Annotated in this window: 23 protein-coding genes and 1 pseudogene; 19 read left to right on the top strand and 5 right to left on the bottom strand. The window is 34.0% G+C overall.

The annotated features are described in order from the left end of the window. Nucleotides 1-142: 142 nt before the first annotated feature. Nucleotides 143-1,396: a BaiN/RdsA family NAD(P)/FAD-dependent oxidoreductase gene (locus C7J90_RS10310; protein ID WP_103208312.1), complete on the bottom strand. Its 1,254-nt coding sequence runs from the start codon at nucleotides 1,394-1,396 to the stop codon at nucleotides 143-145. A 113-nt stretch (nucleotides 1,397-1,509) separates the two neighbouring features. On the opposite strand from C7J90_RS10310, the gene C7J90_RS10305 reads away from it, so the two are divergent. The 8 genes from C7J90_RS10305 (at nucleotide 1,510) to C7J90_RS10270 (ending at nucleotide 9,512) form a co-directional block, all read left to right on the top strand. After that, a complete protein-coding gene (locus tag C7J90_RS10305; RefSeq protein WP_103208310.1) occupies nucleotides 1,510-3,144 on the top strand; it encodes a putative polysaccharide biosynthesis protein in 1,635 nt (544 codons plus the stop codon). After that, nucleotides 3,144-3,836 (top strand): pseudouridine synthase, encoded by a 693-nt coding sequence (locus tag C7J90_RS10300; RefSeq protein ID WP_103208308.1) that lies wholly within the window; start codon nucleotides 3,144-3,146, stop codon nucleotides 3,834-3,836. Before C7J90_RS10305 ends, C7J90_RS10300 begins: the two co-directional genes overlap by 1 nt. Before the next feature lie 84 nt (nucleotides 3,837-3,920). Beyond that, nucleotides 3,921-4,301 carry a YtxH domain-containing protein gene (locus C7J90_RS10295; protein WP_103208307.1) on the top strand — a complete coding sequence of 127 codons (381 nt, stop codon included), beginning with the start codon at nucleotides 3,921-3,923 and terminating at the stop codon, nucleotides 4,299-4,301. A 284-nt stretch (nucleotides 4,302-4,585) separates the two neighbouring features. Then, nucleotides 4,586-5,995 (top strand): dipeptidase PepV, encoded by a 1,410-nt coding sequence (pepV, locus tag C7J90_RS10290; protein ID WP_103208305.1) that lies wholly within the window; start codon nucleotides 4,586-4,588, stop codon nucleotides 5,993-5,995. 3 nt (nucleotides 5,996-5,998) lie between these two features. Beyond that, on the top strand, nucleotides 5,999-6,850 hold the full coding sequence (gene dat / locus C7J90_RS10285) for a D-amino-acid transaminase (RefSeq protein WP_103208349.1): 852 nt from the start codon (nucleotides 5,999-6,001) through the stop codon (nucleotides 6,848-6,850). A gap of 215 nt (nucleotides 6,851-7,065) precedes the next feature. Continuing rightward, nucleotides 7,066-7,857 (top strand): phosphotransferase family protein, encoded by a 792-nt coding sequence (locus tag C7J90_RS10280; protein ID WP_103208303.1) that lies wholly within the window; start codon nucleotides 7,066-7,068, stop codon nucleotides 7,855-7,857. A 13-nt stretch (nucleotides 7,858-7,870) separates the two neighbouring features. Further along, nucleotides 7,871-8,509, top strand: coding sequence for a tRNA (guanosine(46)-N7)-methyltransferase TrmB (gene trmB / locus C7J90_RS10275; RefSeq protein WP_103208301.1), 639 nt, complete (start codon nucleotides 7,871-7,873; stop codon nucleotides 8,507-8,509). Nucleotides 8,510-8,657: 148 nt separating this feature from the next. Next, nucleotides 8,658-9,512 carry a YtnP family quorum-quenching lactonase gene (locus C7J90_RS10270; protein WP_103208299.1) on the top strand — a complete coding sequence of 285 codons (855 nt, stop codon included), beginning with the start codon at nucleotides 8,658-8,660 and terminating at the stop codon, nucleotides 9,510-9,512. A 291-nt stretch (nucleotides 9,513-9,803) separates the two neighbouring features. On the opposite strand, the gene C7J90_RS10265 is transcribed toward C7J90_RS10270, so the two are convergent. Then, a complete protein-coding gene (locus tag C7J90_RS10265; protein ID WP_103208297.1) occupies nucleotides 9,804-10,121 on the bottom strand; it encodes a hypothetical protein in 318 nt (105 codons plus the stop codon). Nucleotides 10,122-10,214: 93 nt separating this feature from the next. On the opposite strand from C7J90_RS10265, the gene C7J90_RS10260 reads away from it, so the two are divergent. The 9 genes from C7J90_RS10260 (at nucleotide 10,215) to C7J90_RS10220 (ending at nucleotide 20,980) form a co-directional block, all read left to right on the top strand. Beyond that, the gene (locus C7J90_RS10260) at nucleotides 10,215-11,282 is read left to right on the top strand and encodes a M42 family metallopeptidase (RefSeq protein ID WP_103208296.1); all 1,068 of its coding nucleotides are present in this window, start codon (nucleotides 10,215-10,217) and stop codon (nucleotides 11,280-11,282) included. A 16-nt stretch (nucleotides 11,283-11,298) separates the two neighbouring features. Next, nucleotides 11,299-11,610, top strand: coding sequence for a thioredoxin family protein (locus C7J90_RS10255; RefSeq protein ID WP_103208294.1), 312 nt, complete (start codon nucleotides 11,299-11,301; stop codon nucleotides 11,608-11,610). Between the two features lie 89 nt (nucleotides 11,611-11,699). After that, nucleotides 11,700-12,566, top strand: a complete 867-nt coding sequence (locus tag C7J90_RS10250; RefSeq protein WP_103208292.1) for a DUF1444 domain-containing protein — start codon at nucleotides 11,700-11,702, stop codon at nucleotides 12,564-12,566. 9 nt (nucleotides 12,567-12,575) lie between these two features. Beyond that, nucleotides 12,576-13,175, top strand: coding sequence for a YtpR family tRNA-binding protein (gene ytpR, locus C7J90_RS10245; protein WP_103208290.1), 600 nt, complete (start codon nucleotides 12,576-12,578; stop codon nucleotides 13,173-13,175). A gap of 17 nt (nucleotides 13,176-13,192) precedes the next feature. After that, nucleotides 13,193-16,384, top strand: coding sequence for a DNA translocase FtsK (locus C7J90_RS10240; RefSeq protein WP_103208288.1), 3,192 nt, complete (start codon nucleotides 13,193-13,195; stop codon nucleotides 16,382-16,384). 22 nt (nucleotides 16,385-16,406) lie between these two features. Continuing rightward, on the top strand, nucleotides 16,407-17,720 hold the full coding sequence (gene murC, locus C7J90_RS10235; protein WP_103208286.1) for a UDP-N-acetylmuramate--L-alanine ligase: 1,314 nt from the start codon (nucleotides 16,407-16,409) through the stop codon (nucleotides 17,718-17,720). A gap of 76 nt (nucleotides 17,721-17,796) precedes the next feature. After that, nucleotides 17,797-18,405: a DUF948 domain-containing protein gene (locus tag C7J90_RS10230; protein ID WP_103208284.1), complete on the top strand. Its 609-nt coding sequence runs from the start codon at nucleotides 17,797-17,799 to the stop codon at nucleotides 18,403-18,405. A 98-nt stretch (nucleotides 18,406-18,503) separates the two neighbouring features. Next, nucleotides 18,504-19,253 (top strand): hypothetical protein, encoded by a 750-nt coding sequence (locus C7J90_RS10225; protein ID WP_103208282.1) that lies wholly within the window; start codon nucleotides 18,504-18,506, stop codon nucleotides 19,251-19,253. Between the two features lie 635 nt (nucleotides 19,254-19,888). Beyond that, nucleotides 19,889-20,980 carry a bifunctional 3-deoxy-7-phosphoheptulonate synthase/chorismate mutase gene (locus C7J90_RS10220; RefSeq protein ID WP_103208280.1) on the top strand — a complete coding sequence of 364 codons (1,092 nt, stop codon included), beginning with the start codon at nucleotides 19,889-19,891 and terminating at the stop codon, nucleotides 20,978-20,980. Here C7J90_RS10220 and C7J90_RS12340 read toward each other — a convergent pair. Next, a pseudogene (locus C7J90_RS12340) lies at nucleotides 20,962-21,466 on the bottom strand (transposase); the annotation flags it as partial. The gene C7J90_RS10220 and the pseudogene C7J90_RS12340 sit on opposite strands and share 19 nt — an antisense overlap. A 270-nt stretch (nucleotides 21,467-21,736) precedes the next feature. On the opposite strand from C7J90_RS12340, the gene ccpA reads away from it, so the two are divergent. Next, the gene (gene ccpA / locus C7J90_RS10210; protein ID WP_103208278.1) at nucleotides 21,737-22,729 is read left to right on the top strand and encodes a catabolite control protein A; all 993 of its coding nucleotides are present in this window, start codon (nucleotides 21,737-21,739) and stop codon (nucleotides 22,727-22,729) included. Between the two features lie 417 nt (nucleotides 22,730-23,146). On the opposite strand, the gene C7J90_RS10205 is transcribed toward ccpA, so the two are convergent. Both C7J90_RS10205 and C7J90_RS10200 read right to left on the bottom strand, forming a co-directional pair. Further along, complete coding sequence (locus tag C7J90_RS10205; RefSeq protein ID WP_103208277.1) at nucleotides 23,147-24,304, bottom strand: acetoin utilization protein AcuC; 1,158 nt, start codon at nucleotides 24,302-24,304, stop codon at nucleotides 23,147-23,149. A gap of 18 nt (nucleotides 24,305-24,322) precedes the next feature. Beyond that, nucleotides 24,323-24,955, bottom strand: a complete 633-nt coding sequence (locus tag C7J90_RS10200) for a GNAT family N-acetyltransferase (RefSeq protein ID WP_103208275.1) — start codon at nucleotides 24,953-24,955, stop codon at nucleotides 24,323-24,325. Between the two features lie 156 nt (nucleotides 24,956-25,111). Between C7J90_RS10200 and acsA the strand changes: the two genes are divergently transcribed. Beyond that, complete coding sequence (acsA, locus tag C7J90_RS10195; protein ID WP_103208272.1) at nucleotides 25,112-26,824, top strand: acetate--CoA ligase; 1,713 nt, start codon at nucleotides 25,112-25,114, stop codon at nucleotides 26,822-26,824. The last annotated feature ends 68 nt before the right edge of the window (nucleotides 26,825-26,892 follow it).

The following is a 26,892-nucleotide window of genomic DNA, read 5'->3' as shown; positions in this document are numbered from 1 at the left end:
GGAATAGCCGCTCTGAATGATTAATTCTATAGGACTTGAGATGTTAGTGTATTAATCCTAGTTGTTTTATGGAGGAATATGAACTACATCTCAAGTCTTTTTATTTATTGTAGTGCCAGAAAGGACTTAAGTTATCACACTTTTAAGTTAATCCGGCGTAATAACCTGCCACATAACCAGTAACTAGCGCACAGGTAATGTTATAGCCACCTGTATAACCATGTATATCTAAAACTTCTCCGCATAAGAATAAGCCAGGCGTGATTTTTGACTCCATGGTTGTTGGCACGACTTCTTTGATGGATACACCACCGCCAGTGACAAATGCTTTTTCTAATGATAAAGTGCCATTCACAGTAAAAGTAAACCCTTTAAGCATTCTAACTAAATCAGAAATATTTTGTGTGCTCAAATGATGATAAGTTGTGTCTAAATTGATTTGACTCTCCTGAATCATAAAATGTAAGTAACGCTCTTCAATTAGCCCTTTTAAGCTATTTTTAATAATTTTATCGGGGTCTTCTTTTAAACGTTTTACAATGTGCTGTTTTAGCATATCTTCAGTCAAATCTGGGAAAACATCTAGTTGCATAGTTATAGTTTGTTTCTTTTGGCTTTGTTGTTCCTTGTATATAAATTGGCTACATCTCAATGCGGCGGGCCCACTTATACCGAAATGGGTGAATATCATGTCCATTGTATGAGTGATTCTCTTTTTACCATTCTTTTTAAGAACAGATAAACTGACATTTTTTAAACTTAACCCCTTTAGTATTTGTTGTTTTATAAAAGGTTCACTTGATTTGATAGGTACTTCAGTTGGGAACAATTCAGTTATTTGATGACCTAATGATTTTGCAAAATGATATCCATCACCTGTTGAACCAGTTTGTGGGACGCTAGTGCCTCCAGTCGCAATGATGACGGATTTAGCATGAAATTGCTTACCAGATTCTAAAGTAACAGTAAAATTAGAATCACTGCTTTGAACTTTAGTTACTTTTGTTTCTTCATGAATAATGACATGATTCTTTTTTAATTCTTTTATTAAGACATCAAGAACATCTTGAGATTGGTCTGTAATAGGGAACATTCGACCATGATCTTCTTCTTTAAGTTGTAATCCACGATTTTGAAAAAATGCAATAATGGATTCATTGTCAAACAAAGAAAAGGGACTATACATAAATTTTCCATTACCTGGAATGTTTTTGATAATTTCAGAATGAGGTAAACGATTGGTCACATTACAACGTCCACCTCCTGAAATTTTAAGTTTTCGACCTAATCCCTTTTTCTTTTCTAACAATAAAACCTGTTGTCCTTGCTGACTTGCAGAAATAGCTGCCATTATGCCGCTAGGTCCACCACCGATGACTATGGTTTGAAATAGCATATAAAAACTCCCTTATTATTGATGTTTTAATTTTAACATAGGATGATAGAGTGTATAATAAACGTATTGTGTTATAATAGTAATTTAAATTAATAGGTAGGTAGGTTTGTGTGATGAGTGATAATAAGGAATTAGTAAGAGGGACCTTTTTATTAACATTTAGTATTCTAATTACTAAGATTTTAGGAATTATTTATATTATTCCTTTTTACCGAATTATAGGTGGTGCTGATCATTTAGCACCATTTAACTACGCGTATGGCCCGTATAATATTGCGATTGCTGTTGCTACAGCTGGTGTGCCACTAGCAGCATCTAAATATGTTGCGAGGTACAATGCGATGGGGGCATATCGAGTTAGTCAAAAGTTATACCGCTCTAGCTTCATAGTGATGAGTATTACAGGTGTTTTAGGATTTATAGTTTTGTATATCCTTTCACCTTCAATTGCTTCTGTAACGATTGCAAATAACACTGATCAAGATGCAGGTTGGACTGTTGAGCAAATTACGTCAATTATACGTACAATTAGTTTTGTTGTTATTTTTATACCCGTTTTAGCTACTTGGAGAGGTGTTTTTCAAGGCTATCAGTCAATGGGACCAACAGCATTATCAGAAGTGACAGAACAAATTGCACGTATATTATTTATATTAATAGGTAGTTATTTAGTCCTGAATGTATTTGATGGCAGTATATTATTTGCGAATGGTATTGCTACATTTGGTGCTGCTATTGGGGCTATTACAGGGATTTTAACGTTATGGTGGTATTGGATTAAACGCCGTAAAGGGATTAACAAAATGGTAGAATCTGACCATACAGGCATTGATGTCTCTTATCAAACAATGTATAAAGAAATTATTTCATATAGTATTCCATTTGTAATTGTCAGTTTGCATTTTCCGTTAATCATGATTATTGACCAATTAACGCACAATAATGCACTTGGAATGGCTGGCGTAGCAGTAAGGTTACAAGATAGTTTATTTACCATGTTAAATATGACAACTAATAAAATTGTTATGATTCCTACATCATTAGCTGCAGGGTTTGCGATTAGTTTAATTCCATTTATCACTAAGACGTATGAAAAAGGTAATTTTAAGGAAATGCATCGCCAAATAAGAACCGCATTAGGTGTTCTTATGTTTATTACAGTACCAGCAAGCTTAGGGATTATGGCATTGGCTGTACCATTGTATACCGTTTTTTATGAATATAGTTTTGAAGGTAGTCGTTTGCTATTTATTTATGCACCAGTTGCAGTGCTTATCTCATTATTTAGCGTAACTGCTTCAATGTTACAAGGTATTAATAAACAGAAACTCACTGTATTTATTGTGCTTGGTTCCATAATAGTAAAATTAATTTTAAACTTTCCGCTTATTATTGCTTTTCAAACAGCAGGTGCAATTGTAAGTACAGCGATTGCTTTATGTATCGCAATCTTATGTAATATGATAATTCTGAAAAAGTACGCACATTTTCACTTTAGAGAAACGTTTTATGACATTAGTAAAATATTAATCTATAGCTTTGTGATGATGATCGTTGTAGAATGCACTGTGTTATTGATGAGATTGTTCGTTTCTCCTACAAGCCAGTGGGGAGCTTTAATGATGACAATCGTTTGTGCGTTTATTGGAGCGGTTGTTTATGGTGTTATAGTCATGAAAACGCAATTAGCAGATAAATACTTAGGTGCTATACCGAATAAGATACGAAATAAGGTTGGGTTTTTATAATGCGTATTGATAAATTTTTAGCTCAGATGGGTTATGGTTCTCGAAATGAGATTAAAAATAGTATCAAAAAGGGGCATGTATCTATTAATGGCAACAAAATAAAAAGTGCAAAATCCCATATCGACCCTAATCAGGATATGGTGTACTTTATGAATGAACGTGTGCAGTATGAACCGTATGTATATATTATGATGAATAAACCTCAAGGGGTTATCTCTGCAACTGAGGATGATGTTCATCAGACTGTAATAGATCTTATCACCGAATATCGTCACCTTCATTTATTTCCTGTTGGGCGACTTGATAAAGATACTGAAGGATTGTTGTTAATTACTAACGATGGACAGTTTAATCATCGCATTATGAATCCAAATCAAAAAGTGCCTAAAACATATTACGTACAAGCAAAACACGATTTAGTTGAACAAAATCGTGCTTATTTTCAAGAAGGTGTGCAATTAAAAGATAGTATATGTAAACCGGCTTCTCTTGAAATTTTAACAAATCCAAAAGAAGCGTTGGTTAAAATAGAAGAAGGAAAATACCATCAAATCAAGCGAATGTTTCATAAGATTGACAATGAAGTCCTTTTTCTAAAACGAATTGCGATTGGATCGCTTCAATTAGATGATAACTTAAAACCAGGCACGTATCGAAAACTAACGCCAGAAGAGTTACAACTATTTTTATAATTGTATCTATTTAAAATTTAAAGTAAATGTTTAAAGCTGTTACTAAAGGGTATTTTTTTATTAAAATGCATAGAGGTGATAAAAATGGCAAAATCAAACAATTTTTTAAGAGCTGTAATCGGGATTGGAACTGCAGTTGCAGCGGTAGTCCTTTCAAAAAAGCAAAATAGAGACAAGTTAAAAGAAGAATATCATAAATACAAAGAAGATCCAGAATCATATAAACAACGAGCTCAAGAAAAGGCATCTCAAATTACGGATGTCGCTAATGAAGAGATTAATAAAGTAAAAAAAGATCCGAAAGCTTATGTTAATGAGGTCAAGCAAGATCCGAAAACGTTTATAACAAATAAAAAAGAAGCGATTTTAAATGCTAATGAATCACATCAAACTGGAGAAAGGGAATCTACATTTGATGCTGAAGGCGGTGGTGATCCTTCTAACAATCTACACCCTTCAACATAAGAAAAGTTAAATCAAGATAACAAAAAGAATTAATAAAAAGATTATCTGAAGTAATATTTGAACGCCTTTTTACTGTCGACAAGAACTTTGAATTTGTCGGCAGTTTTTCTTTAATCTACACTTTAATATTGCTAAAGTAAAATAAATATCTCAAGAGATACGTAAAAAGGTATTATAAATTTTTTGAAAAATGAGATAAATAAGGCATGTTTACACTGTTTTTTAATTTATAATTCATGTAAAATGGTTTGTAATACCATAAATAATAAAGGAAGTTGATTAGTATGTGGAGAGAAAAAGTAAAAGAATATGAAACTCAAATGATTGAGGATTTGAATGGATTATTAAAGATTAAGTCTGTAAGAGACGACAGCGAAGCAACAGAAGATGCTCCAGTTGGTCCTGGACCTAAAGCAGCTTTAGAATATATGTATCAACTTGCAAAAAGAGATGGATTTAATACATATGACACGGATCACTTAGCAGGGCGTATTGAGGTAGGGAAAGGTGACGAATTGTTTGGTATCTTAGGCCATGTTGATGTCGTACCAGCTGGCAATGATTGGGACTCTGATCCGTTCGATCCAGTCGTTACAGAAGATAAAATCATTGCACGTGGTACATTAGATGACAAAGGACCTACTATTGCAGCATATTACGCTGTCAAAATTTTAAACGAAATGAATGTTGATTGGAAAAAAAGAATTCATATTATCATAGGTACAGATGAAGAGTCTGATTGGAAATGTACAGAACGTTATTTTAAAACAGAAGAAATGCCAACAATTGGGATAGCACCTGATGCAGAGTTTCCTCTTATTCATGGTGAAAAAGGAATTACAACGTTTGATTTTGTTCAAACATCATTATCACAAGATGACGATGAGCCCGAAATTGAATTATTGCATTTTTCATCTGGTGAACGATACAACATGGTCCCTGACCTTGCAACTACAAGTGTATTAGTGAAAGAGAATATGACTAATACAATCCAGCATTTTGAAGCATTTTTAGAAGAGCATCAACTTAAAGGTCATTATGAGGTGGATAGTGGCAAATTAATACTAAGTGTAAACGGAGTGGCTGTTCACGGAATGGACCCTTCTATTGGTGTAAATGCAGGTATGTATTTAGTCCACTTTTTAAATACTTTAAACTTAAACCAAAGTGCTAAAAAATGGACTGAGTTCGGTGATATGTATTTATTCGATTCTCATTTTGGTGAAAAAATGGGCATGAAATTTCATACAGATCATATGGGTGATGTCACAACGAATATAGGCGTTATTCAATATGATAATAAACAAGGTGGCAAATATGGTGTGAATTTAAGATTTCCAGAAGGCTTTCATTTTGAGCAGTCTATTCAAGCGTTTGAAAAAGAAATTAACAAAGACGGGTTCAAAATTGATATGGGAAAAATTCAACAACCACATTTTGTTAACCCAGAAGATCCTTTTATTGAGAAATTATTGACAGCATACCGTAATCAAACTGGAGACATGCGCCCATCATTTACGATTGGAGGCGGAACATACGCGCGTAATCTCGATAAAGGTGTTGCTTTTGGAGCTATGTTTGAAGATTCTGTTGATTTAATGCATCAAAAGAATGAATATATTACTAAAAAACAATTATTTAATGCAACGAGCATTTATTTAGAAGCTATATATGCAGTTTGTGTGGAGGGATAGATGATGAATAAAATACTGATCAATGGTAAGTTTGTCGACGAGCACGAAGCTACTGTAGCTTATAACGATCGAGGTTATAATTTTGGTGATGGCATTTATGAGTATATTCGTATTTATGATGGGAAATTATTTACAGCACGCGAACATTTTGAAAGAATGCTTAGAAGTGCGTCTGAAATTGGTTTAGATTTAAACGATTCTGTAGATGATTTAATAAGTCTTGTGCGTGAATTAGCAGAGATAAATCATGTAAGTAATGGCGGGATTTATATTCAAGCCACTCGAGGCATTTCTCCTCGTAACCATGCATTTCCTACTCCTCCAGTAGAACCTGTAATAACGGGATTTGCGACTGCTTATCAACGCCCATTCAAAGAATTAAATGAAGGTGTGTCTGTAGTAACAACAGAGGACATACGTTGGTTAAGATGTGACATCAAAAGTTTAAACTTATTGGGAAATGTTTTGGCTAAAGAATATGCAACCAAATATAATGCTGTAGAAGCGATTCAACATCGAGAAGGCATTGTGACTGAAGGTGCGTCTAGTAATGCCTATGCAATAAAAGATGGCATCGTGTACTCACACCCTACAAATCACTTGATTTTAAACGGCATTACACGACAAGTTATTAAATGGATTTGTGAAGATGAAAATATTATCTTTAAGGATGAAGCTTTCACTGTAGACTTTTTGAAAGATGCTGATGAAGTGTTTATCTCTAGTACATCAGCAGAAGTGATGCCTGTTGTAAAAATTGATGGTGAAGACGTTAATGATGGTAACGTAGGGGCTATCACGCGCCAATTACAAAAAGGATTTGAAAGATATATCGATTCACATTCAGTATCATAAAAATTTAAAAAATTTGTGACGGTTTAATTTCTTTTAGAAGGTAAAAAGACACAATTTGTGTTTCATTATTGGTTGAAAAAATCATGTTTTAATTATAAAATCTTTAATAAGTGCTAATTGTATGTACGTGAAATATGAAGTAAAAAGATGATGTAAATATGGCTCTTGAATTAGTTTCATGAGCCTTTTCTATTTGGAAGTGAGGTGAACAAGTTGTGGAGCAGTTTTATCAGCTAGGTTGGACTCTTGATTCAGCGGGTGGTGCATCAGGTGAAGCTTATATGGCAGAACAAGATGGGCAAAAATTATTTTTAAAACGGAATTCAAATCCTTTTATTGCAGCACTATCGGCCGAGGGCATCGTTCCTAAGCTTGTATGGACTAAGCGAATTGAAACAGGTGAAGTTGTTACCGCTCAACACTGGAAAAATGGAAGAGAATTAAGCTCATATGAAATGAAGCAAAATCGAGTGGCTTTATTATTAAAGAAAATACATGACTCTCGGCCTTTATTAACAATGCTAAAGCGCATGGGTATGGAGCCTATTACACCACAAATTATGTTCAAAAAAATTAATGCGTCACTTTCTAGAGAAGTCATGACACATCACATTGTACGAAAAGCATTAATTTATTTAGAAGAGCATATGCCAGAATTTGATCCGCGTTTTTATACAGTTGTACACGGAGATGTGAACCATAACAATTGGTTATTATCTGATAAAGATGAATTATTCCTTGTTGATTGGGAAGGGGCTATGATAGCTGACCCAGCAATTGATATAGGTATGTTGCTTTACAACTATGTTCCTGAAAATAGTTGGTCGCCATGGTTCAATACATATGGTGTAAATGAATCTATGAATTTAAAGCGCCGTATGAAGTGGTATGCTGTGATACAATCAATCGGTATGGTTCAGTGGAATGAGGAACATAAGCGATACAAAGATATGAATACGTGGTTAGAGTTTTTAAATGAGGTTATGAACCGCAATATATTCATATAAGGAGCCAAAATTTATGAGAATGAGAAACAAACCATGGGCTGAAGATTATTTGAGGGAACATTTAGATTGTGTCGATTTAGATGGAGATCATGCTCAATCTATTCGTGAATGGTTCAATAATGACAACCCTATTCACATTGAAGTTGGTTCAGGTATGGGGAAATTTATTACAACACTAGCATCACAAAATCCTCACATCAATTACATATCTATTGAGCGCGATAAAAATGTGATGATTCGGGTTTTAGATAAAGTGATTGATCAAAATTTAACAAACATTAAGCTGCTGTGTAATGATGCTGTTCAGCTCACTGAATATTTTAAGCCTCACGAGATTGAACGCATTTACCTTAACTTTTCAGATCCTTGGCCTAAAAAGAGACATGCTAAAAGAAGGTTGACATATCATACTTTTTTAGAAATCTACCAGCACATATTGTCAACTGATGGTGAAATTCATTTTAAAACTGACAATAGAGGATTATTTGCGTATAGTCTTGAAAGTATGTCTGAATTTGGGATGTATTTTACAAAAATTAATCTTAACCTTCATGAAGAAGACACTGGTGATAATATTCCAACTGAATATGAATATAAATTCTCAGAAAAAGGGTCGAGAATTTATAGAATGGAAGCAAAATTTCATCAGTAATGATATTTTATAGAATGGCTTTAAAAATTAATCTCTATTGCGACATGACTTTTAAAAGGTGATGTCGTTTTTTTATGTAAATAATATCGATTTAACATTTGATTAATGCTAATAAAGCCTTTTAAAATAAATATTAGGGGTGATGACAATGAAAATAGGGCATTTTCAAATTGACGCTTTAAATGGTGGTTTCACGCAAATGGATGGTGGGGCAATATTTGGTGTTGTCCCAAAACCGCTATGGGAAAAAAGATACCCTGTTAATTCAAACAACCAAGTGCCACTGGTAACACATCCTATTCTGATTCGTACGGGAGAAAAAAACATATTGATTGATGCAGGTATAGGGAATGGTAAATTGACGGATAAACAACTCAGAAACTATGGTGTTAAAGAAGAGTCAAGTATTGTAGATTCTTTAAAAATGTATAACTTAACACCAGATGATATTGATTTAGTGTTAATGACGCATTTACATTTTGATCATGCTACAGGATTAACTGATAGAAATGGTAATGCGATATTTCAAAATGCCTTACATTTTATTCAACAAGATGAATATCATGAATTTTTAGCACCAAATATTCGAAGCCGAGCTACGTATTGGACACAAAACCAAGGCACATATGAAAATCGGTTAGTTTTATTTGAAAATGAGGTAGAGCCTTATCCTGGAATCACAATGACGCATACAGGAGGTCATAGTTACGGACATTCAATAATAGAAATTAAAAGTGAGAATGAAAGTGCAGTGCACATGGCCGATATTTTATCGACGACAGCTCACGTTAACCCGTTGTGGGTGACAGCTTATGACGATTATCCAATGCAGTCTATACGCGAAAAGGAACGAAGAACAAGCTATTATGCTATGAATGACTATTGGTTTTTATTTTATCATGATGTGCATTACTTAGCTGTCAAATTTTCTCAGGACTTAAAAAGTATCACTTCAACTATTGAAAGACCAGTATTTGATAATGATTCATCAAAAGAAAAGTAAGAATGAAAAAGGACTATTTACAATTTTTAGGGGAGCTTTGGTAAAAGTGAGTCAGTGATAACCTGTTAATGATATAATGAGTGACAAGATTAAAATGGAAAAACATAAGGATGTTTTCTGTTGGAAAGCGTTAGATGGTGTTTCGAAAGCAGCGTTTTTGATAGAACCTTACAATTCTTTAACAACGTGAATCCATGTTTTGAATTGTTCGAGTTTTGTTCAAACTTTAACTGCTTTCAAAACACTCTTGTTTTACATTAGTGATATTACAGGGAACTATTATATGGTATTTTAGATTTCGAAAATATCCATAACTTGTCCATTATAAGCGTCTGCTATAAACTCATAGTTATAAACTTTCCCATTTCTTTCAGCACTAATGCCGCCTTTATAAACTTCATACTCAATTCCAAATTTTCGATAAGTCGTAGGTTCGTATAAAATATAAGATCCCGAAACGTCTTTAAAATAACTTCTGACTGATTTAATAATTTTTTCTGCTGGGTAATAATGTGTTTTATTCATATTCAACACATAAAAATAACTTCCTGCTAGTGCAAGACCTACTGCAATCGGTAGAAGTAATGGCCAATTTCTTTTTGATAACATATGATATCGCCTCCGTTGAAAGCTTATTAATAGTTTACCATATACTAAATGATATACTAAATAATATAGATTAATTTTGATAGGAGTGTCACTATGTCTCAAAATACAATTGAAAAAATTAAAATATTAACAGAACTTCACGGAGCTCCAAATTTTGAACATCAAATTCGGGATTATATGAAAAATGAGATGAAACCTTTTGTAGATGAATTTATAGATGATCGTATGGGCGGGTTTTATGGTATCAAACGAAGCAAAAACAAAAATGCGAAACGGGTAATGATATCTGCACATATGGATGAAATAGGTTTTATGATTACAGAAGTGACAGAGAATGGTTTTATTAAATTCACAGCACTTGGTGGCGTTGCTAACGATATTTGGCAGGGACAAAGACTTAAAATACTCACTTCCAATAATGAAGAAGTGGTTGGAGTAGTTGCAAATATACCTAAACATTTTCGTTCGGGAAAAGAAAGCGCTCCTAAAATTGAAGAATTACTTCTTGATATTGGAGTAGAGAGTAGGGAAGAAGTATTAAATCGATCTATTCAAATTGGTGATCCAATTGTCCCACATACCGAACTTTTACAATTATCACAAAATAGATTTGCATCTAAAGCTTGGGATAACCGTTATGGGTGTGTCATTGCATTAGAAATCTTAGAGCAATTGGAAAATGTCGAACTTGATTTTGATTTATACGTTGGAGCAAATGTGCAAGAAGAAGTGGGGCTTAGAGGTGCTGAAGTTTCAAGTCGTCTTATTAATCCGGATGTGGCTTTTGTAGTGGATTGTTCTCCAGCTAATGATATGAAAGGGAGACAAGGATTGTCTGGTGTTCTGGGTGAAGGAGCCTTATTACGAATTAAAGATGGTACGATGCTTCTGAAACGCTCCTTCAAAGCGTTTTTGAAACAAGTAGCGTGTGATAATGACATTCTCTATCAGCACTATATATCACCTGGTGGAACTGATGGCGGCGTTATTCATAAATCAAATATTGGTGTACCGACAGCAGTGATTGGAGTATGTGCACGCTACATCCATAGCTCTGATGCAGTATTTGATATTCGTGATTATGAACAAGCAAAGCAGTGGTTGTATGCTGCAATCAAAGCACTTGATGAGAGAACAATTAAAAAGTTACAATACGAATAAAGAAGGTGTTTTTAAGATGAAAAAATTAGAATCAGAACAGCAATATCAAAGTTTAAAACAATCAAAGACAGTTTTTCTGTTTTCAGCGAACTGGTGCCCGGATTGTCGCGTTATTGAACCTGATTTACCCAAAATAGAAGAGAAGTTTTCACAATTTGAATTTGTACGCGTTGATCGTGATGCATTTATAGATTTAGCCATTGAAGAAGGTGTGATGGGTATTCCAAGTTTCATTGTATACCAGGATGGAAACCGTATCGGTGATTACATTGGCAAGGAAAGAAAGACAATTGATCAAATTGATCAATTTATGAGTCAGTTTGTATAATTTTTTAGCCCTTAGGACATGGTTTTTCTCTAGTCCTAAGGGCATATTTATTGTAAACTAATATAAGGCACGAATATAGGAGTGAAAAGATGAATATCTTTAAAATGAGAGACTTAATTCAATCACGATTAGAACATTTGGACGTAAAATATCAATTTAATCGTGATGAGGAATCTTTACGTATATACAGAAAAGATAATCAAAAAGGTGTGACAGTTAAGCTTTCACCCATCGTCGCTAAATATAATAATGGCCAAACTCAAATTACAGATGAAATTGTGTACTATATTAATGAGTCTATTCATCAAATGCAAGATGAAGCTCATAAACTGTTAGATCAAGTTAATATTTATCCTGTCGTAAGGGCAACAAGTTTTCATCAAAAGACTAAAGAGGGCCATGATTTTATAACAGATGAACATACAGCTGAAACACGCATCTATTATGCATTAGACTTAAATAAGTCTTATCGATTGATAGATGAGCAACTTTTAAATGAACTCAAGTTAACGCATCAACAAATTCGAGAGATGGCGATGTTTAATTTACGAAAGCTTGACAATTCATTTTCAACAGATGAAGTGAAAGGCAACATCTTTTATTTTATAAACACAAATGATGGGTATGATGCAAGTCGAATATTAAACCGAACACTCATGCGCGAATTTGAGCAAAAGTGTGAAGGTGAAATGCTAGTAGCAGTACCACATCAAGATGTTTTATTAATTGCTGATATTAGAAATAAGACGGGCTATGATGTAATGGCACATATTACTATGGAGTTTTTTACTAATGGTTTAGTACCTATTACGTCGCTGTCATTTGGTTATTCTGATAATCATTTTGAACCTATTTTCATTTTAGGAAAAAATAATAAACGAAAAGACAAAGAGGCACCTAATGTAGTACATCATTTACGTGCTACAAAAGATATTGATAATGGTAGTAAGGAGTAGAGAAAAAGCATGAATTTATTTTATAACTTAAACGGTGTAGGAGACGTTGCGTTTTTACAAGTTAAAACAGTAGAAGGGCCTTATTCTTATGAAAAAATGAATGAGGTTATGATCATTAAATCAAATAATGAAGTTGTAGGATTTAACTTATTTAACGCATCAAAACATTTAAACATTCTTGGTAAAGGGCTAATTAAGTTAGATCAACAACTCGTAGCTGATATTCAAACTATGTTAAATAACGCTAATGTTAATTATCAACTGGAGGTCGATTTTGCTCCAAAATTTGTTGTGGGATATGTAGAAAGTAAAGAAAAGCATCCTAATGCTGATAAACTAAGCATTTGTCAAATAGATGTCGGTTCTGAAACCCTTCAAATTGTATGTGGTGCACCGAACATTGAGCAAGGACAAAAAGTTGTCGTAGCAAAAGTAGGAGCAGTCATGCCAAGCGGAATGATTATTAAAGACGCTGAATTAAGAGGCATACCTTCAAGTGGAATGGTCTGCTCTATGAAAGAGTTAAACTTACCAAATGCCCCTAAAGAAAAAGGTATTATGGTATTGAACGATTCGTATCAAGTTGGTCAACCATTTTTTGATGAGTAAGGGAAGGTTGTGTTTAAATGAGTTGGTTTGATAACTTATTTGGTGAAAATAATCATAGAGATCAAACAAAGCGTTCATTACGCCGCCATTCATCACAAATGACAGATGAAAAGGAAACGCTTATCCCCCAGTTTAATGATGTGTATCACAGACCAAGGGGGAAGTTTCGTTTCCCAGTTAATATGTATGATGAAAAAGATCTTAATCAAAAGCATAAAAGTAAAGTAAGAGAAAATGAAGAGAGTCAAAATGCATATTTATTTGCTAAGTCTAATAAGCCTTCGTTTACATTAGAACGAGGTGAAAGACGTCATCGGGGCGCTAGGAGATTCGAAAATACACAAGCCAATAAAAATAATCATGAACAACACAAAGAAAATATGAACGCGAATCAGCAGGTTAAATATCCTAAAAGTAGTAGTCAGCACCACATTAATAATAGTTCAAGACAAGAACGGTTTGATACGAAGCCTACATATCATCAGAAAGAATTCAGAGCAAGTGATGTGCCATCAGCTATTTTTGGCACAAAGACACCTAAAGCATTTAAAAATAGTGGATTAAATCAATCGCCAGATACACGTCATCAAACAAATGCTATTAATGGTGAAAATAAGCCAGGGGATAACGAGTATTCAAGTTTAAAAAAAGAGAACAAACATTCTACATTTAGACATAAAACTCCAAATTATTCAAAACGGGACAACACGATTAATATTGAAAATGTGTACGCCTCGCAAATTGTAGAAGAGATTAGAAGAGAGCGTGAAAAAAAGGTTTTACAAAAAAAGCGATTTAAAGAAGCGCTTGAAAAAGAAAGAGCCCTGAAACAAAAGAGTGCACATTCTGATATCGAAAAAGCAATCAGTGAAATGCATGCAGCACAAGCTCAATCACTTTTAGGCAAAGACCATAAAGGTCAAGATGATCACACGGTCAGTCAATTTGATCAGCATGAAAAAAGTGAAGTCTTAAATCATGATGGTGCTACTGCTGTTTCGGATGTAAAAGAAGCTTTTGAATACGAGGAGTTAGATTTATCTCAATTTGAGGCGTCTACAGCAGACTTAAAAGACCGTACGGATTCTGATGATGAAAGGAATGTGGTGGCCAACCATAGTGTAAGTGAGCACCAACAAGCATTCAATCATGACGATGTGACAAAAAATGATGGTGTAGCAAAATTAGAGGAAGTATCATCAGACTCAAATGCAATTCAACCTCAACAGTCAGATGAAATGCCAAAGCATATACAATTAGAAGAAAGTACTGTTGAGCTTGATCAGCAAGAAAAGGATAAAAAAGAGGATATTTCTGAACCACAGTTACGGCCTGAAACAAGCCATCAACCATTAAGCTCAAATGACAATTTAAAGCAATCCGAAAATAAAGCGTCTACACATGAACCAGAACTCAAACCAGAAGTATCTGAACAAAACGAAAGTGATCAAGAGGAAACGATTCAAAGTGAAACAACGACTTTGAATCAGAAAAAAGGTTTGCAAGGTGATTTGAAGCACACACCGATTCGAAAGGGAAGTAAACCTTTTAATGTTGTCATGACACCTTCTGATAAGAAAAGGTGGCGAGATGGACAGAATAAGCGGTTACAGTCTAAAAGGGACAACGTATCAAACGAACAGAGTGACATTGTGGATGTGCAACAGATTAATGAGCCAGATTTAAAGCCTAGTGATAGCTCAATTGAATCTCAAAGCAGCATGCAAAAGTCTTCTGAAATAGTAAGTAACCCTGAACTGATGGAATCAGATAGAACTGAGCACTTGAAGGAAAAATCTACTTTAATCCGTCGAGGTCCAAACATTAAATTGCCTAGTATTGAATTACTGGATGAAACTGTCATTCAAGAGACAGACGAGGCTTGGATTCAGTCCAAAAAAGACGAATTAAACGAATCGTTTTATTACTTTAACGTCCCAGCAGAGGTAGTAAATGTAATTGAAGGGCCAAGTGTAACCCGTTTTGAGTTATCAGTTGAAAAGGGCGTTAAAGTATCTAGAATAACGGCATTGCAAGATGATATTAAAATGGCTTTAGCAGCTAAGGATATTCGAATAGAAGCGCCTATACCTGGAACGAGTTTAGTAGGTATTGAAGTGCCTAATCAATCATCAACTAAAGTGAATTTAAGGTCAATTATTGAAAATCGTTTATTTAAGAATGCGGATTCTAAATTAACTGTCGCTATGGGAAGTCGGATTAACAACGAACCTCTATTAATGGATATTGCCAAAACACCGCATGCTCTAATTGCAGGAGCCACTGGTTCTGGTAAATCAGTTTCAATTAATAGTATTTTAATCTCATTATTATACCGTAATCATCCAGAGGAACTTAAATTGTTATTAATTGATCCTAAAATGGTTGAACTTGCACCTTATAACGGTCTCCCACACTTAGTTGCACCTGTTATTACAGATGTAAAAGCTGCCACACAAAGTTTAAAGTGGGCTGTAGATGAAATGGAAAAACGTTATAAATTATTTGCACAAAAGCATGTTAGAAACATTACAGCATATAATAAAAAAGTCAATTACGATGAACGCATTCCAAAGATAGTGATTGTCATTGACGAACTTGCTGATTTAATGATGATGGCTCCACAAGAAGTCGAACAGTCGATATCACGAATTGCTCAAAAAGCACGAGCATGTGGTATTCATATGCTTGTAGCAACTCAAAGACCATCTGTTAATGTCATAACAGGTTTAATTAAAGCAAACATTCCTACACGGATTGCATTTATGGTATCATCAAGTGTGGATTCAAGAACAATACTTGATAGTGGTGGAGCAGAAAGATTATTAGGTTATGGTGACATGTTATATCTTGGTAATGGCATGAATAAACCTATTCGTGTACAGGGGACTTTTGTGTCTGATGATGAGATTGATAAAGTGGTAGAATTTATCAAATCCCAACGAGAACCTGAATATCTGTTTCATGAGAGCGAATTATTAAAGAAAACTGAAGAGCCAGTTAAAGATGAATTGTTTGATGAAGTATGTGCCTTTATGGTCAGAGAAAAGAGCGTATCTACATCATTGATTCAAAGACATTTCCAAATTGGCTATAATAGAGCGGCTAGGATTATCGATCAATTAGAGCAATTAGGATACATTTCTGGTGCAAATGGCTCAAAACCGAGAGATGTCTATTTAACTGAATCTGATTTGAAAGAAATATAATTGATGAAAGGGCGATACAGTCATGACTAAATACCATTTTGTCGGCATTAAAGGGTCGGGGATGAGTTCTTTAGCTCAGATTATTTATGATTTAGGATATGATGTGCAAGGTTCAGATATCGATCAACATATTTTTACTGAAATTGCACTTAGAAATAAAGGGATTTCCATCCTTCCTTTTGATGCTGAAAACATTAAAGAGGGATTAACAGTGATTCAAGGTAATGCATTTAAAGACACTCATGAAGAGATTGCTAGAGCACATGAGATGGGCTTAAAGGTAATACGTTATCATGACTTTTTAAGTGAAGTGATTAATCAATATATTTCTGTTGCTGTAACTGGAGCGCACGGTAAAACATCGACGACAGGACTTTTATCTCATGTGATGAATGGTGATAAAAAAACGTCATTTCTAATTGGTGATGGTACAGGAATGGGATTGCCACAAAGTGAATATTTTGCTTTTGAAGCGTGCGAATATCGTAGACACTTTTTAAGCTATTCACCAGATTATGCAATTATTACAAATATCGATTTTGATCATCCTGATTATTTTCAAGATATTGATGACGTGGTGTCGGCATTCCAAAGTATGGCCCAAAATGTAAAAAAGGCCATCATTGCATGGGGAGATGACCCTCATTTAAAAACCTTGAAAGTAGACGTACCTATTTTTTATTATGGTTTTGATCGCAATATGGATGTATTTGCAGATCGAATTGAAATTACGAACAAAGGAACTGCCTTTGATGTGTACATTAAAGGGACATATTATGGTAGATTTATAACACCACAATACGGTGATCATAACGTTTTAAATACACTTGCTGTTTTAACAATTAGTTATCTTGAAAATCTAAACGTAGAAAATATCAAAGAGGCACTACTTACGTTTGGCGGTGTCAAACGTCGCTTTAATGAAACCATTGCGCAACATCAAGTGCTTGTCGATGATTATGCACATCATCCAAGAGAAATTAGTGCAACAATTGAGACTGCACGAAAGAAATATCCCAAAAAGGAAGTTATTGCAATATTTCAACCACATACTTTTTCAAGGACTAAAGCATTTTTGAAGGAATTTGCGGATGTTCTCAACTTATCAGATCAAACGTATTTATGCGATATATTTGGATCGATTCGTGAAGAGCGTGGCGAGTTAACAATCCAAAATCTTCTTGATTTAGTTGATAATGGACAACTCATTTCTGAATCAAACGTTGATATCTTGAAAAAACATGATGATGCAGTTTTATTGTTTATGGGTGCTGGAGACATTCAAAATGTACTTAAAGCATATATGGATAAAATTGGTGTTGAACACGATTTTTAATGTTTGAGATATGGAATGAAGGGATATATAATAAACTAAATAGCATATTTTAATGTCAATTAGGAGGCGTTTTCGAATGGAATGGATTTTACCAATCGCTGGTATTATAGCAGCAATTGCATTTTTAATTTTATGTATTGGGATTGTTGTTGTATTAGTTTCTGTAAAGAAAAATTTAGATCATGTTGCTAAAACACTTGATGGTGTTGAAGGACAAATTCAAGGTATTACACGTGAATCTACAGATTTATTGCATAAAGCAAATAGACTTACTGAAGATATTCAAGATAAATCAAATCGTTTAAATTCAGTTGTCAATGCTGTAAAAGGCATTGGTGATTCAGTACAAACTTTAAATGGATCAGTTGATCGTGTGACACACTCAATTACACACAATATCTCTCAAAATGAAGATAAAATATCTCAAGTGGTTCAATGGTCAAATGTTGCAATGGAAATTGCAGATAAATGGCAAAACCGCAAACAACGTAGAAGTAGTGCAGCATATAAAACAACAAATGTGGCTGATGATGCACGTCGTAATCAGCAGGCTCATGATGCTAAGTCATTATCGAACCAAGACTTAGTCAACAATGAATATGAAAACAAAGATATTAATGATTTTGCAACAAATCCAGAATCAGTTAATACTAAGTACACAACTTTAAATGATTCTAACAAATAATAAATGATTCGATTGCAAAATTAGAATCTTTAACTGAAGCACTTAAATGAGTTTATAACTTTATTTAAGTGCTTTTAATATAAGGAGGCTGTTATTTTATGGAAAAATATAATCGCGATTTATATACAAAAGGTTTAGAAAGTTATGAAGTACCGAATGATGAAAGCAGTAGACGTTTAGATCTTGTGTTCGGCTTTGTAGCGGGTGCCATATTAGGAAGTGCATTAGGGATTATACTAAATACTTCCTCAAAATCATCTCAAATAAAATTCAATAAGAAAAAACAAGATGAATCAGTTCAAGTATCAGCAAAAATCAGAGAAGAGGCACAACGTAAAGCTGATAACCTAAAAGAACAAGCTCGTAAAGTTTTAACGTCATCATTAGATGACAATAAAAATGAAGCTACCTCTGATGAACTAGCTGCACAACATCGCGCGATACGCAGTGAGGTAGATTCAGACCGATTAGAAGGTCAAACAGGACCTACACAAACAGCACAATCTGAAGTGGATAAAGAGAAAAATGCTGTAGCACAAACAACAAAAGAAGAAACAGAAAAGACAACACCTGTTACAAATGAATTCAAAACTCAAAAAAAGGATGAACCTTCAGAGGCTTCATTAAGAGCACAACGTCGTGCAATTCAGAGTGAAGTAGACTCAGACCGATTAGAAGGGCATCGACCATCACAAAATGAAAGCAATGCTTCAAATCAAAATAAGCATAGCCAAGCTAAATTTGAAAATGGTGTTATTACTCATGATATGAAGACAACTCAATCAGATGCGACTGAAAGAATAGAAAAAAAGAATAGTAAAGTTGAAAAACAAAAATTTAATCAATAGCGAAACTGAAAGAATTTGAGACATATACATCAGTAATCCAAAAACTTCGAGATTTTCGTACGAATTCACGAAAAAATCTCGAAGTTTTTCATATAATGATATATTTAGCCCCACCACGATGATGTTTAAGTCCATTCTCAAGTAATATTATTCACATGTCGTGATCAATATGATTAGGAATCAAAAGGGATGCTTCTATTGGTAGTGTAAAATGAGTCATGTTATAAACTTTATACATACGGAACCTCGCTCATTTAGTATTAGATTATACGAAAGTATCTGGGTTTTTAAAGTACTACAGTGAGTCATGACATGTATAAACGAAGTATTTCTGACGAGACTCCTAAAGGAATAGGACTAGTCGAAGATACAGGATGAGGTTGTCCTCTTCGGAAAGAGAAGTCATATCGTACGAAGGTTGATAATAAAAAATCGTCTTAGGCTATTTATTTTAGGATTTATGTCCCAGCCTGTTTTATAGCAGTAAAAAGCGCAACAATAAAGAATATTCTAAAAATTTACATAAATTTATCTGTTACTATTGAATTTTAAAAGATTACTTGATATGATACAAAATATCTAATAACAATTTCATTGCTTTAAAGTGACAAGAAAATATGTGTTGAGGTGATATGATGTCAAATAAATTAGAGACATACCGAAAAGAAATAGAAGAATTGAATGATCAAATATTAACATTACTTTCAAAAAGAGGAGAGCTAGCTCAAAAAATCGGCGAAGAAAAGCGCAAGCAAAGTACAGTTATCTACGATCCTCAAAGAGAAAAAGAAATGTTAAATACTTTAATCGATAAGAATAATGGTCCATTTAATGACAATGTGATTAAACAATTATTCAAAGAAATATTTAAAGCCTCAACAGATTTACAGAAATCTGAAAACGAAAAACATTTGTATGTTTCTAGAAAGCTCAAGCCTGAAGATACTATTGTTCAGTTTAAAAATGGTGGTATTTTAGGACAAGGCCAAAAGTCATTTGTATTTGGACCATGTTCAGTAGAATCATACGAACAAGTTGAAGCAGTTGCAAAAGATTTAAAATCTAAAGGCGAAAAATTTATTCGTGGAGGCGCGTTTAAACCACGTACATCTCCATATGATTTCCAAGGTTTAGGGGAAGAAGGTTTAAAAATACTTAAGAAAATAAAAGATCAATATGACTTAAATGTTGTCAGTGAAATAGTACACCCTAGAGATTTTGAAATTGCTAATCAATATTTAGACGTTTTCCAAATTGGTGCTCGAAATATGCATAACTTTGAATTGCTTAAAGAGGCAGGGCGCACGAATAAACCGATTCTACTTAAAAGAGGTCTTTCAGCAACTATTGAAGAGTTTATATATGCTGCTGAATATATTGCTGCTCAAGGAAACCAAAACATTATTTTGTGTGAACGTGGTATTAGAACATACGAAAAAGCTACACGTAATACGCTTGATATATCAGCAGTCCCTATATTAAAACAAGGCACGCACTTGCCAGTGTTAGTTGATGTAACACATAGTACTGGACGTAAAGACATTATGTTACCAACAGCTAAGGCAGCATTAGCTGTTGGGGCAGATGGAGTGATGGCAGAAGTTCATCCAGAACCTTCAGTAGCACTTAGCGATAGTGGCCAACAAATGGATTTAGATGAGTTTAATACATTTTACAATGAAATTAAACCACTATCAGAATTATATAATCAAAATAAAATAAAATAATTTTTTAGAGTCTGGGACATAAATATCAGTAATCGAAAAACTTCGAGATTTTCGTACGAATTTACGAAAAATCTCGAAGTTTTTCCTTTAATTATATTTAATGCCATAATTACAAAAACGAGTTCTCATTTTATCTTGTTTAATCCTCGCACTGACATTCGATTAAATCCCAAAACAGGGTCTCCATCAACTTTTCTTTGATTTAGATTCATTGTGTTTCTGGGCTAGAAAGCTTTTGGTTTATTTACGCTTTAAAATATTCTCAATTATCATTTTTCATGATTTTCTTATTCGCTTTTGAATTAAACTTCATACACTGGTTTCCAAATGAACAACCAGAACGATCATTGCAAAAACTATAACAATCATTTCAATATGCATATCTTTTAAATCCTAAACTAAACGTTTATAATTTGCACAAATAAATTCATCGTTGAAGGATAGTTTTGCGTGTTAAATAGTCACTTTGATTTTTTTGGTTTTATCATAAAAGGTAGCATTAAGATGCATTTTTATTAAAAATCATCTCAGCACTATTTATTTTGGGATTGATGTTCAAGCTTTTTTATGTTTATTGAAAAATTTATATTAAGCGTATTAAAAGAAGAAATTTGACATTTTACCCTTTATAAAATTGACAAAAAAATGACAAGAAAGCGTTTTAGATGTTATAGATAGGGCATTTGTGATAAACTATGAAAATAAAATGAAAACGGAATGGACTAAAAAGAATAGCGATTTCGAGGAGGCAAAAAAATGACAGTTACGATATATGACGTCGCTAGAGAAGCACGCGTATCAATGGCAACAGTGTCACGTGTAGTGAACGGCAATCAAAATGTCAAACCGGAAACAAGAGATAAAGTGAATGAAGTGATTAAACGGTTGAATTATCGACCTAACGCAGTTGCTAGAGGTTTAGCAAGTAAGAGAACAACGACTGTTGGTGTTGTCATTCCAGATATTTCTAATATTTATTATTCACAATTGGCACGTGGATTAGAAGATATTGCAACAATGTATAAATACCATACCATTATATCAAATTCAGACGATGATCCAGCAAAAGAGCAAGAAATTTTTAATAATCTATTAAGTAAGCAAGTTGATGGGATTATCTTCTTAGGTGGTACTTTAACTGACGATATTAAAGCTCAAATTAATAGAGCATCAGTACCAGTTGTTGTTTCTGGTACAAATGGCAAAGATGACGGAATTGCTTCAGTAAATATTGATTTTGTAAAAGCGAGTGAAGAAGTGACTGAAAAGCTTGTACAATCAGGTGCGGAAAAGTTTGCTTTTGTGGGTGCTGGTTATTCAAAGAAAGCCCAAGAAGACGTATTTACAGGCTTAAAAAATGTGCTTGAAAAACATAAATTGACTGTAGAAGATCATTTAATGTATATAGGCAATGAAACATATAAGGATGGTATCAGAGCATATGAACAACTTAGCTCTTATAAACCTGACGCTGTTTTATCCATTAGTGATGAGCAAGCAATTGGTATTGTTCATGGTGCTTTAGATGCAGGGTTAAGTGTACCTGAAGATATTCAAGTCGTAAGTTTTAATAATACACGTCTTGTGGAAATGGTTCGTCCTCAATTGTCAAGTGTCATTCAACCTTTATATGATATTGGGGCAGTTGGCATGAGATTACTAACTAAATATATGAATAATGAAGAAATTGCTGAGCCTAATGTCGTACTTCCTTACACAATAAGATATAGAGGAACAACACGTCATTAATATGATTTAAAACTTAAACGTTTTTGGTTTGGCGAATGAAATATAATATTTAAAGATAGTGAAAAATGCCTCATTATAGTGTTTTATGCATTTTAAATCGATGATGACTGAAAATAAATATTTGGGTTAGAGTCTGGGACATCAATCCCAAAATAATAGCGTAGAAATGGTTCAATGATTGAATCACCTCTACGCTTTTCCTTTATCAATAATCCGTATTATTTGGCTCGCATTTCCTAGGGGGATGGGTCGAGCCCCGGTCTCGACGCTCATCCTATTCCCTCAGGAGTCTCACCAACAATACGACGTTATATACATTTCATTTTACATTAAAATATTAAAAAACTTTCGTATCATTGAATGAATCATCTCATGATAAGAAAACTTCGAGATATTTATGCCCAACCCGTAATTTTTTTAAAACCAATTTAATATATAAGAGGAAGTTGTACGGTTTTTTTCAGTGATTTCATGTCGTCTGGGTATCGGTGTATAATCTGTAAATTGCTCTTCCCAATACTCAGGGATATGTACAGGACTATACTGTTTCCACTTATTTAACCATTGACTTGAAAGTTTGCCTTTTAGTGGTGGATGGTGAATAAGACTTAAAAACAAATGACTCCATGCTCGAGGAACGACACGCCATATATTATAACCACCACCACCTAGCATAATTTGGCGGCCCTCACAATATTTTTCAGCAATGTCTGTAACAATATAAGGAATTTGATACAGTGTATTTAAGTTACAATGCATATGCGTTAAAGGATCTAAATAATGAATGTCTGAACCATTAACACTGACGATGAAATCAGGTTTAAAACGCTCAGCAATTTTCTCGATAGTTTTAGTAAAAACTTCGATATAAGAATCGTGTTCTGTAAAAGGTTCTAAAGGGAGGTTGATGGAATACCCAAATCCTTGCTCAGTGCCTCTTTCAGAATAATGGCCAGAACCTGGGAATAAAAATTTTCCAGTTTCGTGAATAGAATAATTTAACACTTGGTCGGAGTTGTAAAAACACCATTGGATACCATCTCCGTGATGCGCATCTGTATCAATATACAAAACACGTTGGTGATAATTTTTAATTAAATGATTAATATATATCGCAGCATCATTATATACACAAAATCCATTTGCACGACCTTCTAAAGCATGGTGTAATCCTCCACCTAAGTGGCAACCATTTCGAAATTGCCCCGCCATGATTGCATCAATAAGGTTTAATCCACCTCCAACAATTGTGGCTGCGCTACTATGGATTTTGGGGAATAGATGGGTGTCTTCCTCATTTAAACCATATTTTTCTTTTTCATCTGAATTGAGAAGGTTTCGTTCTCCGCGTCTGATTGCTTCAATATAGTCATATTTATGAATAGATGCAATTTCTTCAATAGTAGCTTGTCGAGGCTTAATCATTTGATGATCATGTAATAAACCTTCACATTGTAATAATTCAGTCGTTAACTTCAGTCTCATTTGATTGAAAGGATGTTTATTGTGAAATCGGTAATTTAATAATTCATCAGAATAAACATAGCCTGTCTGTGAGTATTGTTGTTTCTTCATATATACACTAACCGCCCCTCAAAAAAAGAATCGATTCATAAAACGAATGTCGTCAAATGCCCGCATTTGTTCAACATCAATATTTTTTCCTATACGTGCCATTAAACAATTTGCAGGATGACTCGTAATTTCAGGATCGTCTGTTGCGAAAACTTCTAATCCTCCACTAGACATCATACGATTCATTAATTTTTTATATTCAAAAACGTCTAAACCAGAATTTGTTAAGTCCCAATGCCAATAGTACTCAGTTGTAATTATGATATAGTCTTCGAGTTCTGGACTTCTTGTGCTTACCTTTAATAATTCATTGCCTAACCCTAAACCTCGGTAATTGAGTGTAATTTCAATCGCACCTAATTCTAATAAATAGGGCAATTGACCTGTAGACCATCTTTCAAGAGGGTCAGGATAAAGATAGGTGACATAACCAATGATATGATTTGTGACATGAATAACATAAATGCGACCCTCATCTAACATACTAATCTCTTGAAGAGCTTCAAATTGTTCAGCAGGATTACGAAAGGCATTTAATCCTTGATCATAAGTCATTTGTTTTAATCTATGCTTAGTGAGTGGACCTTCAATGACGATAGTTTCATCATTGATTGTATACGTTTCTTTTTCATATGTTTTAATGTGTTTCATCAGGTTTAACCCCTTTGCTAATGATGTACTATATACAATTATAAGGTAATGATACATTTTATGCACTATAATTCAGAAAAAGTAGAATTTTTTGAAAACGTTTTCCGATTAAGCTATAATTATTTTGAAATATGATTTCAAACAGGGGGTATGACTATGAAAGTTGAAATTTATAAAGGAGAGCAAGGAGATTTTAACCTTTCGAATTATGAGGAAGTATATCAAAATTTTAATTGGGAAGAAGTCGAAAAATCATTTTCATGGTATCAAACCGGTCAAATCAATATGGCATATGAATGTATTGACCGTCATGTCGAAAATGGAAAAGGGGAAAAAGTAGCATTATATTATAAAGATAGTCAACGTCAGGAAGCCTATACTTATAAAGATTTACAACAAAAGTCTAATCAGGCTGCTAACGTTTTAAAAGATAAAGCAAATGTTCGAAAAGGGGATCGTGTATTTATCTTTATGCCAAGGACACCAGAACTTTATTTTGCTCTATTAGGCAGTTTGAAAATAGGTGCAATTGTAGGTCCGTTATTCGAAGCGTTTATGGAAAAAGCCGTCAAGGATAGATTGGAGAATAGTGAAGCAAAAGTAATCATTACAACGCATTCATTATTGCCACGTGTGCCAATCGATGAATTACCACATTTAGAAACAGTCGTCATAGTCGATGAGGAGGTTGAAAATAGTTATTTAGATTTCAATAAAGAGATGAGTGAAGCAAGCTCTGAATTTGATATTGAGTGGTTAGATAAAAATGATGGACTTATTTTACATTATACCTCTGGATCTACGGGACAACCTAAAGGTGTACTTCATGTCCAAAATGCAATGCTTGTTCATTACATCTCAGGCAAGTACGTTCTAGATTTGAAGGAAGATGATATTTATTGGTGTACAGCTGATCCAGGATGGGTAACTGGAACTTCATATGGTGTATTTGCACCATGGTTAAATGGTGTAACGAATTGTATTGTTGGAGGCCGTTTTTCACCAGAATCTTGGTATAGTATGATTGAAGATTATAATGTAACGATTTGGTATACAGCACCTACAGCATTACGTATGTTGATGAGTGCAGGTGACGATATAGTTAATAAATATAATTTAAAATCTTTGAGAAGTATATTGTCTGTAGGAGAGCCGCTAAATCCAGAAGTGATTAAGTGGGCGAAACATGTATTTGATAAACGTGTATTAGATACGTGGTGGATGACAGAAACAGGGGGCCATATGATTGTTAATTACCCATCAATGGATATTAAACTTGGTTCAATGGGCAAACCCTTACCAGGAATAGAAGCGGCTATTATTGATAACAATGGTAATGAGCTACCTGCTAATCGTATGGGGAATTTAGCAATCAAAAAAGGATGGCCATCCATGATGTATAAAATCTGGAAAAATCCAGAAAAATATCGTTCCTATTTCATTGGCGATTGGTATGTATCAGGTGATTCTGCATACAAAGATGAAGAGGGGTATTATTGGTTCCAAGGTCGTGTTGATGACGTTATTATGACAGCAGGTGAACGTGTAGGTCCATTTGAAGTTGAATCGAAACTTGTAGAACACCCCGCTGTCGCAGAAGCAGGTGTTATCGGTAAACCCGACCCAGTTCGCGGTGAAATTATTAAAGCTTTCATTGCGTTAAGAGAAGGTTATAAACCATCAGATCAATTAAAAGAGGACATTAGACAATTTGTTAAAGAAGGCCTTGCAGCTCATGCAGCACCTAGAGAAATTGAATTTAAAGACAAATTACCAAAAACACGATCAGGTAAAATAATGAGACGTGTTTTAAAAGCGTGGGAGTTAGATTTACCAACGGGTGACTTAAGTACAATGGAAGATTCATAATTTCTATGTCGGTCTAAAAATAGTGAAAATCCAACATATTTATCTTTTAAAAGTAAATCTGGTTTTAT

This window comes from Staphylococcus felis (assembly GCF_003012915.1).
Classification (GTDB): Bacteria; Bacillota; Bacilli; order Staphylococcales; family Staphylococcaceae; genus Staphylococcus; species Staphylococcus felis.
This window is presented reverse-complemented; position numbering and strand designations above follow the sequence as displayed.

Bases quoted from the DNA above. Each gene is read 5' to 3' on its own strand.
- C7J90_RS10310 (WP_103208312.1), bottom strand. From the start codon at position 1,396: ATGCTATTTCAAACCATAGTCATCGGTGGTGGACCTAGCGGCATAATG.
- C7J90_RS10305 (WP_103208310.1), top strand. From the start codon at position 1,510: ATGAGTGATAATAAGGAATTAGTAAGAGGGACCTTTTTATTAACATTT.
- C7J90_RS10300 (WP_103208308.1), top strand. From the start codon at position 3,144: ATGCGTATTGATAAATTTTTAGCTCAGATGGGTTATGGTTCTCGAAAT.
- C7J90_RS10295 (WP_103208307.1), top strand. From the start codon at position 3,921: ATGGCAAAATCAAACAATTTTTTAAGAGCTGTAATCGGGATTGGAACT.
- pepV (WP_103208305.1), top strand. From the start codon at position 4,586: ATGTGGAGAGAAAAAGTAAAAGAATATGAAACTCAAATGATTGAGGAT.
- dat (WP_103208349.1), top strand. From the start codon at position 5,999: ATGAATAAAATACTGATCAATGGTAAGTTTGTCGACGAGCACGAAGCT.
- trmB (WP_103208301.1), top strand. From the start codon at position 7,871: ATGAGAATGAGAAACAAACCATGGGCTGAAGATTATTTGAGGGAACAT.
- C7J90_RS10270 (WP_103208299.1), top strand. From the start codon at position 8,658: ATGAAAATAGGGCATTTTCAAATTGACGCTTTAAATGGTGGTTTCACG.
- C7J90_RS10265 (WP_103208297.1), bottom strand. From the start codon at position 10,121: ATGTTATCAAAAAGAAATTGGCCATTACTTCTACCGATTGCAGTAGGT.
- C7J90_RS10260 (WP_103208296.1), top strand. From the start codon at position 10,215: ATGTCTCAAAATACAATTGAAAAAATTAAAATATTAACAGAACTTCAC.
- C7J90_RS10255 (WP_103208294.1), top strand. From the start codon at position 11,299: ATGAAAAAATTAGAATCAGAACAGCAATATCAAAGTTTAAAACAATCA.
- C7J90_RS10250 (WP_103208292.1), top strand. From the start codon at position 11,700: ATGAATATCTTTAAAATGAGAGACTTAATTCAATCACGATTAGAACAT.
- ytpR (WP_103208290.1), top strand. From the start codon at position 12,576: ATGAATTTATTTTATAACTTAAACGGTGTAGGAGACGTTGCGTTTTTA.
- C7J90_RS10240 (WP_103208288.1), top strand. From the start codon at position 13,193: ATGAGTTGGTTTGATAACTTATTTGGTGAAAATAATCATAGAGATCAA.
- murC (WP_103208286.1), top strand. From the start codon at position 16,407: ATGACTAAATACCATTTTGTCGGCATTAAAGGGTCGGGGATGAGTTCT.
- C7J90_RS10230 (WP_103208284.1), top strand. From the start codon at position 17,797: ATGGAATGGATTTTACCAATCGCTGGTATTATAGCAGCAATTGCATTT.
- C7J90_RS10225 (WP_103208282.1), top strand. From the start codon at position 18,504: ATGGAAAAATATAATCGCGATTTATATACAAAAGGTTTAGAAAGTTAT.
- C7J90_RS10220 (WP_103208280.1), top strand. From the start codon at position 19,889: ATGTCAAATAAATTAGAGACATACCGAAAAGAAATAGAAGAATTGAAT.
- ccpA (WP_103208278.1), top strand. From the start codon at position 21,737: ATGACAGTTACGATATATGACGTCGCTAGAGAAGCACGCGTATCAATG.
- C7J90_RS10205 (WP_103208277.1), bottom strand. From the start codon at position 24,304: ATGAAGAAACAACAATACTCACAGACAGGCTATGTTTATTCTGATGAA.
- C7J90_RS10200 (WP_103208275.1), bottom strand. From the start codon at position 24,955: ATGAAACACATTAAAACATATGAAAAAGAAACGTATACAATCAATGAT.
- acsA (WP_103208272.1), top strand. From the start codon at position 25,112: ATGAAAGTTGAAATTTATAAAGGAGAGCAAGGAGATTTTAACCTTTCG.